The following is a 13,919-nucleotide window of genomic DNA, read 5'->3' as shown; positions in this document are numbered from 1 at the left end:
ACCGATGTATTGTTGAACGCGAAATGTACAGCAAAGATCAACACGCCCTAGTCATAGAAAAGAAGATGAATATCAATTTCAAACCCTGATAATAACAATCATTGAGTACACGATACTTCAACAAAACTACGCCCTCACCCTCATGGACGAGCCACCAGCACATCCCAAGAATGACAGAGATCGTTCAACTAACTGCCATTACACTCTTAAAAATAGAAAGTCTGACCAACTACACAGTCTCACTTTGGTAAGATCAGTAAGTACTACGTAGCGTTCAAAGCGTCTATTATGAAGAGCATAGTAGCGCTGTGAATTAATCGAAAAACACTTCGCTGAGTATCTCCCACACCAACCGACTAAAAATCTTAACCATTAATCTTTTCAATAACTTCTTGTACATCTTCAACTCCAAAACACAAACTAAATCTCCGAGCTCTATTTTCAGTGTTTGTACCCAAAATGGCAGACGTCATTTTCTACAGGATAGTGGTCAATACGCGCACTATGATTCACAATAGATACATAATTACGAACAAAAAGACGTAAGAAAATGGCTAGAAAGACAATTCAAATCACACCAGTGCAAGTCAAAGCATTAAGACAAAAAGTAGGGATAACTCAGAAGCAAGCAGCAGCAAGTGTTCATCTATCATTGCGACAATGGCAGAAATTCGAAGAGTCAGAATCATCATCAACCTATATTAGAATTCCAGATGCCACTTTAGAATTGTTCTGTCTAAAAACAGGCTTGTCGTTTCCACCAACCTTTGGGAATACCTATCGACTAGGAAAAACCATCAGTTTTGCAGGTGGGCCTGGTGGGATTGGGCGTTCAACATTAACTAGAGATATGGCACTACTACTTACGCAAAAAGGCTATGAAGTATTAATAGTTACCGACCGAACAGGACAACTTGTACTTGCAGAGAAGCGGTTCATCGCTACCAATACAGCCTTCCCAAAGATCTTAGCTATTGAAGATATTGATTGGGACAACAGACCTTACGCAGATGTGTCTATAGGTCAAATAAAGAAGAATTACGATTTTATCTTCTTCGACCTAGAGAAAAATCAAGAGCACTTAAACATATGCAAGTACGAGATAGATCTGATCATAACTCCAACTAGCCCAACACATCATTTTAATACATCGCTTCGAAACATGATTCGTTTCTTAAACAAGTTAGAAGGGAATCAAAAAACGTTGGTTGCTTGTTTACTCGTTGGCATATCTCAAGACTTCAACTTTGACTTCTATTACTACAGCCTCGACCAATGGTTATCGAAAGCCGATTTGGATTTATCGTTCAAAGGATTAAGAAAGGATCGTGAACATCAAGAGGAATGCTTAAAAGACATTAACGATCTGACCAAATTTGGTGTCTATGTTTTTGAAGCTTATTCAAGCGATATCTACAAACATTACGAAGCTCTGCATGCAGAGGAAAGTGGTTTTTGGTCAACTGGTTACCACTTTATCGACAAACCAAATACTCTTTCAGCGCATCAAATGAGGGCGATAAAAAACGAACTACTTAAGATTTTCAATATCAGTTCATAAATGTAATATCTAATATTATTAATCAAAAACATAAGCTTATAGCTAAATTTCAGACTAAGTCTTTAGCAATGTATATTGCTGTCTTTATTACAACGGTATCACCAGTCTAATCAAAACGGCTAAAACATCGAAATATCACCAAATAATGACAGCAATCGTTCCACTCACTGCTACCACCAGTTCTGAAATAGAAAGCCAGACCCCTTTCTGAATCTGGCTCTGTAAGTGTTACGCGATACTACGCTGCTAGTTTTTCAGTATGTTCTCGGCTGTACTCTTCTAGCATGGAAACTGCTTCTTCAACCTCGATAGGATGGAAAATCAATGCCATATCGACCATTGGGTATTTACGCACTAACCATGATAGGAGTGGCAACATACGTGGCGTTACAGGCAGTTTAGATTCCAGTAGCTTACGTCCCTTCGAGTTCGCTAAATCTTGTTTAGTGATACCTTCAATACCGTCAGACCATCTTATCGTAATGACCTCGTGGAGCGCGTTTCGGAGCCTCTGGTAGACCCCATTTCCCTTGAGTGATAGCTCGTAACATCTGTACCTTGAAAATGCCCTCTGAACCATCTTCTAGGTATTTAACACCAGTTCCCTTGAAATAACTACGAACCTTATAGAAGTCCATCCAATTGTCCCAATCTTCCATCGTTTTTAGGCAGTTGTTTACACGCCACTCATCGAAGTAAGTACGAGCATCTAAACCCTCATCAACGGTATTCCATGGAACCGTATCGAATGATAAATGATCTATCATTTCACCGCTTTTAGGGTGACGAACTTCCACCATACGAGGATTGACAGGACGACGCTTGAAGTCATATTCGAGGTTAAGTGTCTGTTCAGTGTGGATAGAAATAAGGTCGAGTTCTTTTAGCCATTGGTCACGTGCTGATGCTAAGTGTTTACACGCAACTTTCTGACCGGGATAACGATCTAAGAACAGCTCAACCATCCATTCATTTTCATCAACACCTTTCGGTGCTTTTATCCCTGCTTTAGCACATACCGGTTTTGTATCACCCAATTCAGCTGTCAATTGTCCACGAGTCTTCATAGAGATAATCTGTTTAGCATGGTGCTTTAGTTGCATCATGTCTTCGCCACTGACTTCGGTACAGATTTGCTGGAAGCGTTGTGCTAATGGACCGTCTAAGCATTGCTCTAATTGCTCTTCTGTAGCATTGCAAAGCCAGCCGTCGGTAGTCGCTGAAATTATCTTGATGTCATCGCCGTAACGCTCATTGAGCTTACGTATAACTTCTAACATGGTTGCGCGAACAAAACCCGTGGCATGAGAAGCTGCGTGTGCATTAGTCACTGGTGAATACGGAATTTTACTACTCAAACCTGAGGCTAAATCGAAACCCGATTTATCACGCAAGCCTTGTCCAACCTTACCGTAAAGAGTGTTACCAATGAGTTTCCAAAGCTTCTCGTACAGCTCATTACCCTCTTCTTTATACTTGGTTCGTTGCTTGCGTATGGTCTTGGTGAATTCTTTAAACTTAGATGTAGAGCCTTTTTTCCACGGAATCACCTGACCATGGAGTATCTCGATCTCTACCCCAGCATCATGAGCTAATTGTAGTTCCGGCGCTGTTACGTACGTTTCACCTTCAAGTGGATAGTAAATCCCTCGAAGTGAAGTGCGGCAAGGCAAAAGTCCAAAATTTTCCTTGTCATCATGCTTGAAGCGAACATAAGCAAAGCCCATCTTATGACCGAGATAATCTTCGATATCCTTAGACTCAAACGAATTCAAATAGTCTGCTTCGAGAATATCGACTAGAGCCGTGGTGTAAGCTCCGGAAAGGTCGAAATCGTTGTAATCACCGACCTTCGTGGGACCAAAGTACGCGCCAAAATTAGCGCCACCATAAAATGCGGACACAGCTAGTGCATCGGTATATTCACGGCTCACAGTCTTTGTCAGTTCGACGGAATTGCGGATAGAATTACTTTTAGCATGGTAGTACTGATTCTTGCGCTTCTCATATCCTAAGAACTGATGCATCTCAGCAGCACCACCACATGAATCTCGGAACAACGACACCCCCAAGTTACCTAATGTCGAAGGTAGGCTATTCAGCTCCAGACCAATATCTTCACGAAGATCAACCAACGCGAATTTCTGCATCCGTAAACCATATTCCAAAGCAAGACAAGAGTCGCGAATCGCGTACCGATTAAACAAACTAGTATCCTTACAATACAGGTCATCCATTCGCTCTATCATGTTGCCCGGTAGCGTCATCTTAGGAAAACCAACCAACTCACCGATCTCATCAAGCGACGCCTTGCTACTCAGCAACATGGTATCTACGAAGCGAACTTTGGTTTCGAAAGCGTTATTTGATGAAGAGTAGAACTTGGTGTTTTCTATTTTGTACTTACTGCGACCGATTGAGTCCAGATCGATACCGTAAGCACCACGACCTGAAGTTACAGTACCTTGAACCGTTGTCAGTGCGTTCTTATGGTTCTTGTTATTTTTACCAATGTTCCAAAACTCCTCGAAAGAAGCAATATCAGCACGAAGGAAATGAGCGTAGATAAAGGTATGCTCAGGCCATTCATCGATGAAACCACGTGCTTTAGCTTTTATCAGTAATTCTTGGGTAAATTTGTCAAAGCCGATCTTGTAACCTTTCTTGGTAAGCTGCTTACGCTTATCCATTTCATCTTCTTTCGACAGACCTTGATCACGACACTGCTTAATCAGTTTCGCCATGTCGGTATGTTTCACGCCGCTAAACGACTTATCACCAATGCGAACACTGTAGGAGTAGCAAAGAATATCGTTCTTACCCGTCTCATGGTTAAAGACCCACTCAGAGTCTATCGATATATGGATAGCTTTACCCTTACCACGCATTGCCGCCCATGGAGCAGATTTAATCCCCTCTAAGTATCGATTAATACGTTTATCTATTTCCTTTTTAGCTTCCTCACGTCCTCGCAGCTCAGCTTCGAACTTGCTAACTTGATCATCCAAAAGCAATGATTTGGTATCGAAGAACGTGGACTGCAGGAAGTCTTCTAATTCGTGCTCAGTTTCGCGCATCAATTGATATGTTGTTTTTGGGGCTGTTTCTAACGTTTTCATCTTTATTTATCCATTCGTTAAAATAAAAAAGACGAAGTACATCCATGACCGGACACACTTCGTCGGTTATCGGATATAGAAAGATTGGTAATAAAGAGGTGCTCGGAGATGAGACTAGTTTAGAAAAGGCTGGTATAGAATGGTGCGCACGAAGGCAGTGGTTTGCTAGACCGTATTACAGCGATATTATTCTTACTTAAACTTCGCTGTGCGAGCCCATGACTTAACAAACTTGATTAGTTGCAAATAGCCAATGCTATCGACACCTTTCTTTTCAACGTTGTTATTCATACAGGTACGCACATACTTCATTAAATAAGCAGATTGCTGCATTGTTCCATGTTCATCTTCGCAACTCTCGATACAGTGAGCGAGTAGTCCTCCCATTGTTCTGCGGTTACCCTGCGGACAATCTTGACCACATTTTTTGATCATTTCGATTAAGTCTTTCAGTTTCAGAGTGTTCATATCATTTACCTTCGTACGATTAGTGAGTGAATAGGATTTTAGTTAGATCAGGTTGTACAAACTTACCAGCTTCATAAGAAACCAGCGCATCATGTAACGCGTCAGCGACCTTCTCACGGGCTTCTAATTGGGAGATAGGCAGGAAGCTCAATATCGCATCACCCTCACCACGAATCAGAATGCCGTTATGATCTCGACCATTACAAGTCTCGACCGCCTCGATAGTAGAACAACGAACGTGATTACCTTTGCCTAGGTTGATAAAGCTATCTGAGTTGATCACCTCATCAGTACAAGCATCAGCATCGGCAACAGTTCTACCCTCTTTATCTGAAAGCTTTGCGTAGGAAACTTGTCGTCCTTTACCTTCGAGAAAAATAATTAAGTCTTCTAATCGAATAATTGAGGCAATTAATTTCATAGCTAGTGTGTTGCCATCTAGTGTCTGGATGAAACCTTTTTTCTGTGTCTTACGAGCCATTTTGTAGTCCTCTCGGGTGTTTAAAGAACGTTTAGCATACCCTTCAAAAACATATAATCAACACCGCAAAAAGATATAACCACTTGATTTAAAACAACTAAAAACATCAACAATGACTAAAAAAACCAAGAAAGTGAATAAGCAAATTTTAATCACGACGGTTTGCGCCCTCTTCTTGGCGTAAAACTTCTTCGAACAAAAAACATACGAAGTCTTTCTGAATGAATAATCAAGATGCCACTCGTTAAAATAATTTTTTTCTTTCTTGTTTGATCGAACAAATGTTGATCAATAAATCTCTTCTTATAGACTGGATATGTCTGAACAAAGTAAAGCTGTACTACTTAGAAGCAACAAAACCCAACCCTACTACACTAAATTTCAAACATTGTTTTTAGTGCAATGGGACAGTGCTGAATTTAGAACAGAATGAGCACAGCAATGACAAAGTGAATCATCGTGACTAGATAAAGAAACGAACATCAGCAACACTTCTACATTGCTAACACTGGTTGTGAAATTTATCTTTAATATCTTCGTAACTCGACATATCGAAGCCGTCGTCAATACGAACTCTGAATCATCAACGTAAGAAAAAAAGAAGCAGAGATACCCCCTACTCCTTCAATCACTAGAGAACGTCTAGCTCATCCAGAACACCACCGATTAAGGCTCCACTGACAAACCCGATTGCACCACCAAGCACAACACCTTGAGGGCCAAACCTAGCTCCAAGTGCAGTCCCGTACTGTGCGCCTTTCAATCCAGTTGAAACGCTAGGCTTAAACCATCGTTGTTGAGGCATGACTCGATCATATGCTTTCATCATGATTCTCCTTTCCTATAGATATGAAAAAGGGGCGTACTCAATTAAGAATACGCCCCTTAGATTTTTACCAATGCAGCTTTAGTGAGAGTGACCACACACCTGACAGCTACCATCATCATATGCACGCTCACCACATGCAGGACAGGTTGTAACGAGTGTTGTAATTGATTTAATCGCCATGTTAAGGCTCCTTGTTGTTGGTTGATTGGGTGTTGCGGAGCTCATTGATACCTCAGCCTAGAGAGTTCCAATTTCGAAACTGAGATATCGTGAGCCAAGCTCCGCAACAAAATTTATTGTGCTTTACCTTTCGGGGTGTCTGAGGTGCATTGAGTTACATCAGTGACATGACCATTCATTGTTCCGCAGACATCCGCTTTCCATTGCACGATGACACCGTAAGATGATGTGTTCTGAATACCTGCTTTACCATTCCATTGTGGCTCTAGTAGCTCTTTCATTTTAGAGATATCGCCCGGATTACCGCCGAACGTGCCACCTGCAAATACTGAAGATGCGAAAAGCGAAGTTAGACCTAGCAGGACAATTGATTTTTTCATTGTTGTTTTTCCTTAAAGACGTAATGACGCCACCGATAAAGACGGCGTTAACGTGATTGATGATTAGTTTAAAGAGGGTTAGGGACAGGGTGTGTCGCTCAGATGTAGAAATATTGAAATGATTGATGAATGCCTTGTAAGACATACCTTGAGATAACTAATGAAAGCTATAGCAATATCAGTAACCTTATGAAAATTAGCTAGAAATAATCAGGTTCTTTCTCAGCGCGACACCACCTGGCGAGCGACCTATCTACAATGCGTAGAATGAAAGAGCATGACAAACTAGCGAAACGACTTGGCATCATCCTGACCCGTTTAAATACAGGTGAGAAGTTGCACCTGGACGATTTAAGTCGTGAATTTGGGGTGACAAGAAGGACGTTAAATCGTGACTTCAATGAACGGTTAAATTACCTACCTATACAACGTGACGGTGCTTGTTACTCGTTAGACCCTAAGTTCTTAGGCAGGCAGACCAATAATGAGCTATCTCTCCTGCTGTTAAACATGGGATTCGATACTTTGTTTTCGGGTAAGCACTATCTAAGCAATGGTGTATTGAACAACAAAACCGCACCGCCCTTTCTCTTCAAGAACCCACAAGTCGAGGACATTAGTGAATGTGCTTCGGTGTTCGAGAAACTTATCGAATCGATACAACGGCGAAACGTGATTAGCTTTAGCCATGAAGGGAAAACCTACGATGAGTTCCACAGCTACAAACTGTTGAATGAACGCGGATTGTGGTTCATTGTCGGGACACACAGAAACCGCCTAGAGTCTCTCAGAGTGGCTAAGATTCGTGAGTTAGTGCGTTACGAGGATAAATACTCTCCTGACCCTAGCGTTGAGCAGAAGCTAACTGGTTGTGGATATGAAGATGAACGACTCAATCCCGTTGAAGTTCTTATACAGATGAGTGCTAAAGGCGTGGGAGCTTTCTTAAATGAAGGTAATGCCGATGACTTCAGGGTGTTAAAAGAACTAGATTCAGGGGGTGTGTTCATTAGTCACCAAACCAAGAACATTCCAGAGTTACTACGCCAACTTAAAACGTGGCTACCTCATGCAGAGGTGCTCTCACCTGATTGGATACGTTACTTGTTGAAGCAAGAGCTCCAAGCGTATCTGGACTCAACCAAGTAAAAGACACTGAGCGAATTGAAGTACGTTGTTGGGTTTGTTGATGGTTCGTTGAGATGAAATGCGACCACCAATACATAATGTTGTTTCTGTTCTCTGTTGTAGTCGCTCCATGTCATAAAGAAACAACTATGCACCGGTTTTTAAGCTTTCTATGTTAGGTATGGGTACTGGGGTGTTTTACCAAGCTTCGAACCGATACCAGTTAAGGGAAGACTCAAAACGATGCTGTTTTTCGCCAAACGTAACTAAACAGAATAATAACCTGCCACCGGGCTGGGTACTATTAATGACATATTTATCAGTAATTTTATAACTGAGGCTCCGATAAGATCTCACCAAATCATTATCCGCTAGATAACACTTTTCAAATTAGCACCACCAAATTCCCTCCCATTGCCACCGACGCAATGGGAGTTTCCATCAGTACATAAACGTTCCAACACGGTACAACGGATGTACAATCCTTGAGTTAGGTTTATCAATTAAGTGCTAAGACCCCATCACACATTCACCCACATGAACTGATGAACAGGACAAAACCACAGAGCATTTTTCCTTTACTCGCTCCGGTCAAGTTCCTGTTCATCACACCACTAATAAGCTCTATGCCTCTTCCGCCATTACCTTAATTTCATCAAAGCAGTCCATTGATAGGTACGACAGGAAATTACTCTCCCACATCGAATAGAACTCAGCGACACTGGATTCAGTAATGGGAACTTCACCCATGTAACGGATGTAAGCCACACCATGACCAAAATCAAAGTCGATTTCTTTCTCTAGCTCAGGCATCAATCCACAGTAACTAAAGTCAGTGATGTAGTCGAAAACCCATTGGTCGTTAAGCCTAGTGATACGAACCTCGACAGGGTGGTAGCCACCGTTCTCAGGACTGTAAGCACGCTCTCGAAAGTTGACGGTTACAGCTTGAGTTGAGGACGACACCTTTCCCGACTCGTTACAAATACGGTTTAAAGCATTTTGAAGGTCTATGCTAATCGGTAGCAAAAATCGCTCAACATCAAATTGAAGAGTTAAGTTCATAATAAATTCTCGTTGTAATAATTAAGTAAACCGCCTCAGGACGAGGCTAGGTATGAAAGGTTAATCAGGGTTAGAGGCTAATGATCGAAGCTCAGTCTTCACCACTTCATAGCGCTCAGACACCTGATGTAAGAACACATTATCGGGTACAGGATCGAGGATAGAGATAGTTCGCAGGATAGCCGCTAAGAACCCACACGAATTACTACTTCCACCTGTTATTATTGGCTTCAACGCTGTCGACTTGAGGGTTTTACCTACTTGATCATCGAGCAGTGTAAAGATAGCTTCAAGACGCACCCAGCTGTTCGAGAACAACCCTGACGACGAGTTTTTAGAAACACGTATATAGAATTCCTGATCAACTTCTTTATAGGCAATCTGGTACTCTAGAAAGCTCTCAGATTTAGGACTGAGCTTTGGACTCTGACCTTCTTTAACAATGGTGAACAAATCAACATCGTTATCCTTTTCAACCTTTTGGCTCATACAAATTTCTCCTTATTCAGCCAGTTCAATTAACGTTTTAATCGCTTGGGTAGCGTTACTCGTGGAACCCATAACAAAACTGCCACTCCCATCGTCAGCATGGACACAGCATGCAAAGACATAGGATTCAGTCTCATCTGGTAGCAAAATGACAAACTCAGGGTTTTCTATCGCATATGACAGAATGACCTCGGTATCTTCATTAACGTCAGCTAAGTCTTGGTCGGTATCACCTCGCTCAATCAAGATCAGGCAGGTGGAAACTTCCTCCCAAAATTTCTCAGCCTCATCACGATCACCAGACCAAGGAAGCAATAGCTGATACATCAATTGCTCTTTAATCGGTAAGGGCAACTCCAACTGTTCAGCATCAATAAGACTTTTCACAATTTTCATTCGATCTCTCCATCTAAATTCCAGATAAAAAAAGCCCCTGAATAGAACTCACTATTCAGGGGCTATCGTTAATAGAATATATAGGTCAAACTACTTTAAGTTCGGGTAACACTAGATTCTCACTGGATCTCTCGACCATATCAGACAAGGCATTCACTCCACGTTCTAATGCTGTCTTATCAAATTTCCTGTAATGTAAGGTACTCGACATATCAGCATGGTTTAAAACACGTTGAACCGACGTAACATCCATCCCAGAGTTCAGTAGATTACTCGCTACCGAATGCCTCGCAGTGTGGAAAACAACACCTTCAGGATCGATACCAGCGTGATCCAGTATCAACTTCAACGCTTTACGTGGTGGTGAGATATGTGTCCCTTCTCGACTACCGGGAAAGACATGCGGATTACCGGGCTGCTTCAACTTCCAAAGCTCAGAAAACAACTCCAACATTAGAGGTGATAAATAGACCAAATGCGGCTTCTTATTCTTGGTCATTTTGATGAATAGTGTCCTATCCTCAAACGAAACGTCACCCCACTGCCTCTCCAGCAATTCAGATATTCGACAACCTGTTAGCCACAACAGCGCAATCAGATTACCTTTCACCTTACAATAGTAGGTACGAGCAACCTTTATCAGTAGAGCTGTCTCGTTCACATCGAGAAAACGAGTCCGAGCATTATTAACAGGCATCAAAGAAACCTTAGTCGCATGGTTTGGGGTATCAAGAACCTTAGAAGACAGTGAACAAATCACCTTAATTAACGCGATAACATGATTATTCGTTCCAACAGAGTAAGGTTTACCCTTATAGGTTTCAGTCGTGAGGTGGGACTGAAGCTTCATGATGGCGTGTGCTGAGAGCCTATCCATGGGGATTTTGTAGATAGGCTTACATCGCAAGAACCGTGTTTCATCATCTTTCCATGACTTCTTACGGGTTTTAGCCCACGGTAAATAGGTCTCGTGGAAGAAAGTGTACACATCAGGCATCACAACGGCAGAGCGAGAATCCCGTTCAATCTTTGGATCAATACCCTCAGCGATTTGTACCTTGAGCTTACGCGCTTTAGCTCTTGCTTCTTCTACTGTTAAATCTGGCCACCTAGCAATGGTGATGCTTGATTTCTTCCGGCTCACAGGTGACAAATAACGTAAATGGAAGCGCCGATTCCCAGTACGTCCAACGAGCACCTTCAAACCAATTACACTGTTATCTCCTCCACCGTCAGACCACTCCAAATCGTTAGAGCGAGAATCCGCACTGGGACCAGACAAGGTTTTCATTATCGAATTGGTCAGGTTGATTGTTCTATTAAGCGTCATGACAAAATACTCCTATTTCTATCAGTCACTTAATTTTTATATATGTTTGAAGGGACACTTATACTCGAATGTGAGGGAGGTAGTATGTGGAAGCCGTTGAGGTGGATTGTTATGGTGGGACTCAGGGATAAATCTCAGAAGCAGTCTTTAGCAATAGTATATTGCCGTCATTCTCGTTTTGCTCAGCGTTGTAATCTCACTTCTAATCATCACCACAACATCAATAAACAAACATCGGCAACACTCCTACATTGCTATAACAAGGACTGAGATTTATCGTTGATGGTCAGTACAGACAAAGGTTACAGCATATACTAATGACGAAAATCATAACTCCATGGTCGTTTACGTACTATCTACAGGTTGGCTTTTATTGAAACAGCCTTTAACCTGATACAACTTAAACAACTAGAAAAAACATACCATGCTGATTTTCAACTGTACTAAAGCTGCTAGTGATTTCTTCACCATAACTCGACAAGGAGAAAAGATATCACCAATCAATCCTACTCCCTGTAAATTGATATCAGATGATATCTACCATCTAAAAGATAACGACGGCAATACGCCCAAAGAAATCAGCGAATGGTTAGTACATGTGATCAGAGTCCAGCGTAAACCTATTATCTTTGCTATAGAGAAGGATACTCGCTATGTAATGACCTTCGTAGACCTGAAGAAAGGTGAGCACCAACGATTTATCACTGACTTTATTGAACGTATAGCCAACTTAGTACAGTATTTTGGCGAAGATCTAATGATCATGAATGATGATACTTTTGACCCGATGTTGAAGAAATTCTTAAGGTTGAATAACGAGTACCGCTTCTTTACTCGTTCGGACAGAAGTTTACAGTCACATCTCAACGAAATAACTTGGTTCTTTAAGGATACAGCTGAGAACTCCGGATGCTTGCCTGATACTGAACAAGTTATGTGCTTTGATGCGGATATGAATAGCATGCCTAAGCAATATAAAGGGCTTAAGGACATGATCTATCCTGCGAACCAGATGTTGTTTCATTGGTTACGAAACTACTGTGAATACGATGAAAAGCAAGTTAGAAGTATCTCTGAGCGTATACGACAACTTAAGCAATCTATGTCGGGAGATCTCACCACCTTAGAGATGAATACCGTTAACGAAGAGTGGGATATCGAAAATCAGTCAGGGTGCATACCAAATAATGTAATCGTATTTCCTACCAAACCATAAATATTATATCGGCCACCGACTCCAACTACATGACCGGATATGGACCATACCGTTGTCGAATTTCTATGAAAGGTGTTGTTGGCAATATTCACCCTAAGTAGCCGCAAGCGCTATTCATAGCTGTATAGCTCACCACGAGGTTGAAGCTGAAAGTTCAGGATATGTACCGGAAGTATTTTGGAGAGGCTTTATGAGCGCTTCTGATGAGCTTTTGATGGGGTTGATAGGTAGGAGATCTGAAAATCTCTATTTTTCATAATACTAGATGGCAAAAAGCCTCAACCGAAGTTGAGGCTTTTCATATCCCCTAAGGGAAGATGTGGCAGGGGTGGAGAGATTCGAACTCCCAACACGCGGATTTGGAATTCTACAAAACCAAACATAAAAACAGCATGTTAGAGCAATTCAAAAACCAATCGACTCGTATTTCAGTCTATTTCGGTATTTTATTTAGCTACAATTCTATAAGTTAGACTCATTTAAGCACTCGGAATTTTCTGACTCACTTTTGCCCCATTATTTGGTAGACCTTTCACTCATTCATATCCTGTTCACGGACTTTTTCCATATTAAAAGTTATGCGACACAGAAAATATCCCCAATGATTTCCCTCACTAGTCCATTGGGTTAGATTGAAGCTTAAAAAAGAAAGAGCTTATTGCCGATTCATTTAATGCTGGTGTAAACTTGGAAGACATTGGAGAGAGTTGGTGTAAATCATTGGATAGAATGACATTTTTCACTAGGTTAGAGCGCCAGATTCTTTCTGGTAAAAAAACTGCAACGATTAGAGATAAATCTGAAAGCCATTATTACCCTGGACAGGTTGTTGAAGCATTTACTCTCGAAGATGAGCGGAAAATCTGCAGACTAGAAATAGTTGATGTTGAGAATGTTGAGTTTGAAAATCTCTGTAGAAAACATGCCAAAGCGGAGAATTTACCATTTGTTTTTATGCTCAAATGGCTATTACGAAAGATATACCCAACGGAATCTAGTTTGTATTTTGTCAGCTTTAAAGTTGTTGGGTAACTCATGGCACCTTAGTATAAACATTCATCCGCGGCAATCTGTAACTAAGAAATGCCCCATTGCGTACTTAGAACACATGAAGACATCATGAGAATGATTTTGGCGACAGCTTGTTGCCAAATTGTCCAACACCTATTTTTGCAAGAGGCTATTGCAAAATTGCGGTATAGGTTGCTTCGTAAATTATTTATGCCCCTTTATCAGCTAGAACAAGAACTCATTCATATCCTGTTAATGGCAATTTA

The 13,919-nt window shown here is 41.3% G+C and carries 14 protein-coding genes; 4 read left to right on the top strand and 10 right to left on the bottom strand.

Annotated elements, in window-relative coordinates; genetic code table 11:
* The first annotated feature begins 550 nt into the window (after window positions 1-550).
* Window positions 551-1,561 (top strand): hypothetical protein, encoded by a 1,011-nt coding sequence (locus tag AB6C75_RS21325; RefSeq protein WP_372109138.1) that lies wholly within the window; start codon window positions 551-553, stop codon window positions 1,559-1,561.
* A 238-nt stretch (window positions 1,562-1,799) separates the two neighbouring features.
* On the opposite strand, the gene AB6C75_RS21320 is transcribed toward AB6C75_RS21325, so the two are convergent.
* The 6 genes from AB6C75_RS21320 to AB6C75_RS21295 all read right to left on the bottom strand — a co-directional run bounded on the left by AB6C75_RS21320 (window position 1,800) and on the right by AB6C75_RS21295 (window position 7,018).
* Window positions 1,800-1,940, bottom strand: coding sequence for a hypothetical protein (locus AB6C75_RS21320; protein WP_372109136.1), 141 nt, complete (start codon window positions 1,938-1,940; stop codon window positions 1,800-1,802).
* 85 nt (window positions 1,941-2,025) lie between these two features.
* Complete coding sequence (locus AB6C75_RS21315; protein ID WP_372109134.1) at window positions 2,026-4,680, bottom strand: DNA polymerase; 2,655 nt, start codon at window positions 4,678-4,680, stop codon at window positions 2,026-2,028.
* Window positions 4,681-4,872: 192 nt separating this feature from the next.
* On the bottom strand, window positions 4,873-5,148 hold the full coding sequence (locus AB6C75_RS21310) for a hypothetical protein (RefSeq protein WP_065679816.1): 276 nt from the start codon (window positions 5,146-5,148) through the stop codon (window positions 4,873-4,875).
* Window positions 5,149-5,167: 19 nt separating this feature from the next.
* A complete protein-coding gene (locus AB6C75_RS21305; RefSeq protein ID WP_017099698.1) occupies window positions 5,168-5,629 on the bottom strand; it encodes a hypothetical protein in 462 nt (153 codons plus the stop codon).
* Between the two features lie 631 nt (window positions 5,630-6,260).
* Window positions 6,261-6,455: a hypothetical protein gene (locus AB6C75_RS21300; RefSeq protein ID WP_016791001.1), complete on the bottom strand. Its 195-nt coding sequence runs from the start codon at window positions 6,453-6,455 to the stop codon at window positions 6,261-6,263.
* A gap of 296 nt (window positions 6,456-6,751) precedes the next feature.
* Entirely contained in the window at window positions 6,752-7,018 is a 267-nt protein-coding gene (locus tag AB6C75_RS21295; protein WP_016791002.1) for a hypothetical protein, read from the bottom strand.
* Between the two features lie 267 nt (window positions 7,019-7,285).
* Between AB6C75_RS21295 and AB6C75_RS21290 the strand changes: the two genes are divergently transcribed.
* The gene (locus tag AB6C75_RS21290) at window positions 7,286-8,167 is read left to right on the top strand and encodes a helix-turn-helix transcriptional regulator (protein ID WP_372109140.1); all 882 of its coding nucleotides are present in this window, start codon (window positions 7,286-7,288) and stop codon (window positions 8,165-8,167) included.
* 603 nt (window positions 8,168-8,770) lie between these two features.
* Here the strand turns inward: AB6C75_RS21290 and AB6C75_RS21285 are convergent.
* The 4 genes from AB6C75_RS21285 to AB6C75_RS21270 all read right to left on the bottom strand — a co-directional run bounded on the left by AB6C75_RS21285 (window position 8,771) and on the right by AB6C75_RS21270 (window position 11,426).
* Window positions 8,771-9,211, bottom strand: a complete 441-nt coding sequence (locus AB6C75_RS21285) for a DUF2787 family protein (protein ID WP_108188067.1) — start codon at window positions 9,209-9,211, stop codon at window positions 8,771-8,773.
* 60 nt (window positions 9,212-9,271) lie between these two features.
* Window positions 9,272-9,700: a hypothetical protein gene (locus tag AB6C75_RS21280; RefSeq protein ID WP_372109131.1), complete on the bottom strand. Its 429-nt coding sequence runs from the start codon at window positions 9,698-9,700 to the stop codon at window positions 9,272-9,274.
* A gap of 12 nt (window positions 9,701-9,712) precedes the next feature.
* Entirely contained in the window at window positions 9,713-10,096 is a 384-nt protein-coding gene (locus tag AB6C75_RS21275) for a hypothetical protein (protein ID WP_017101243.1), read from the bottom strand.
* Between the two features lie 85 nt (window positions 10,097-10,181).
* Complete coding sequence (locus AB6C75_RS21270) at window positions 10,182-11,426, bottom strand: tyrosine-type recombinase/integrase (protein WP_372109129.1); 1,245 nt, start codon at window positions 11,424-11,426, stop codon at window positions 10,182-10,184.
* Between the two features lie 424 nt (window positions 11,427-11,850).
* Between AB6C75_RS21270 and AB6C75_RS21265 the strand changes: the two genes are divergently transcribed.
* Together AB6C75_RS21265 and yqfB are read left to right on the top strand one after the other, a co-directional pair.
* A complete protein-coding gene (locus tag AB6C75_RS21265) occupies window positions 11,851-12,642 on the top strand; it encodes a DUF6933 domain-containing protein (RefSeq protein WP_372109127.1) in 792 nt (263 codons plus the stop codon).
* A gap of 687 nt (window positions 12,643-13,329) precedes the next feature.
* Entirely contained in the window at window positions 13,330-13,674 is a 345-nt protein-coding gene (gene yqfB, locus AB6C75_RS21260; protein ID WP_371691292.1) for a N(4)-acetylcytidine aminohydrolase, read from the top strand.
* The last annotated feature ends 245 nt before the right edge of the window (window positions 13,675-13,919 follow it).

The sequence above is a fragment of the Vibrio sp. 10N.237.312.B06 genome (assembly GCF_041464685.1).
Taxonomy (GTDB): Bacteria; Pseudomonadota; Gammaproteobacteria; order Enterobacterales; family Vibrionaceae; genus Vibrio; species Vibrio tasmaniensis_A.
The sequence above is the reverse complement of the archived record's forward strand: the minus strand, read 5'-3'. Positions and strand labels throughout refer to the sequence as shown.

Bases quoted from the DNA above. Each gene is read 5' to 3' on its own strand.
- AB6C75_RS21285 (WP_108188067.1), bottom strand. From the start codon at position 9,211: ATGAACTTAACTCTTCAATTTGATGTTGAGCGATTTTTGCTACCGATT.
- AB6C75_RS21275 (WP_017101243.1), bottom strand. From the start codon at position 10,096: ATGAAAATTGTGAAAAGTCTTATTGATGCTGAACAGTTGGAGTTGCCC.
- AB6C75_RS21280 (WP_372109131.1), bottom strand. From the start codon at position 9,700: ATGAGCCAAAAGGTTGAAAAGGATAACGATGTTGATTTGTTCACCATT.
- AB6C75_RS21325 (WP_372109138.1), top strand. From the start codon at position 551: ATGGCTAGAAAGACAATTCAAATCACACCAGTGCAAGTCAAAGCATTA.
- AB6C75_RS21320 (WP_372109136.1), bottom strand. From the start codon at position 1,940: ATGTTGCCACTCCTATCATGGTTAGTGCGTAAATACCCAATGGTCGAT.
- AB6C75_RS21310 (WP_065679816.1), bottom strand. From the start codon at position 5,148: ATGAACACTCTGAAACTGAAAGACTTAATCGAAATGATCAAAAAATGT.
- AB6C75_RS21295 (WP_016791002.1), bottom strand. From the start codon at position 7,018: ATGAAAAAATCAATTGTCCTGCTAGGTCTAACTTCGCTTTTCGCATCT.
- AB6C75_RS21315 (WP_372109134.1), bottom strand. From the start codon at position 4,680: ATGAAAACGTTAGAAACAGCCCCAAAAACAACATATCAATTGATGCGC.
- AB6C75_RS21265 (WP_372109127.1), top strand. From the start codon at position 11,851: ATGCTGATTTTCAACTGTACTAAAGCTGCTAGTGATTTCTTCACCATA.
- AB6C75_RS21305 (WP_017099698.1), bottom strand. From the start codon at position 5,629: ATGGCTCGTAAGACACAGAAAAAAGGTTTCATCCAGACACTAGATGGC.
- AB6C75_RS21300 (WP_016791001.1), bottom strand. From the start codon at position 6,455: ATGAAAGCATATGATCGAGTCATGCCTCAACAACGATGGTTTAAGCCT.
- AB6C75_RS21270 (WP_372109129.1), bottom strand. From the start codon at position 11,426: ATGACGCTTAATAGAACAATCAACCTGACCAATTCGATAATGAAAACC.
- AB6C75_RS21290 (WP_372109140.1), top strand. From the start codon at position 7,286: ATGAAAGAGCATGACAAACTAGCGAAACGACTTGGCATCATCCTGACC.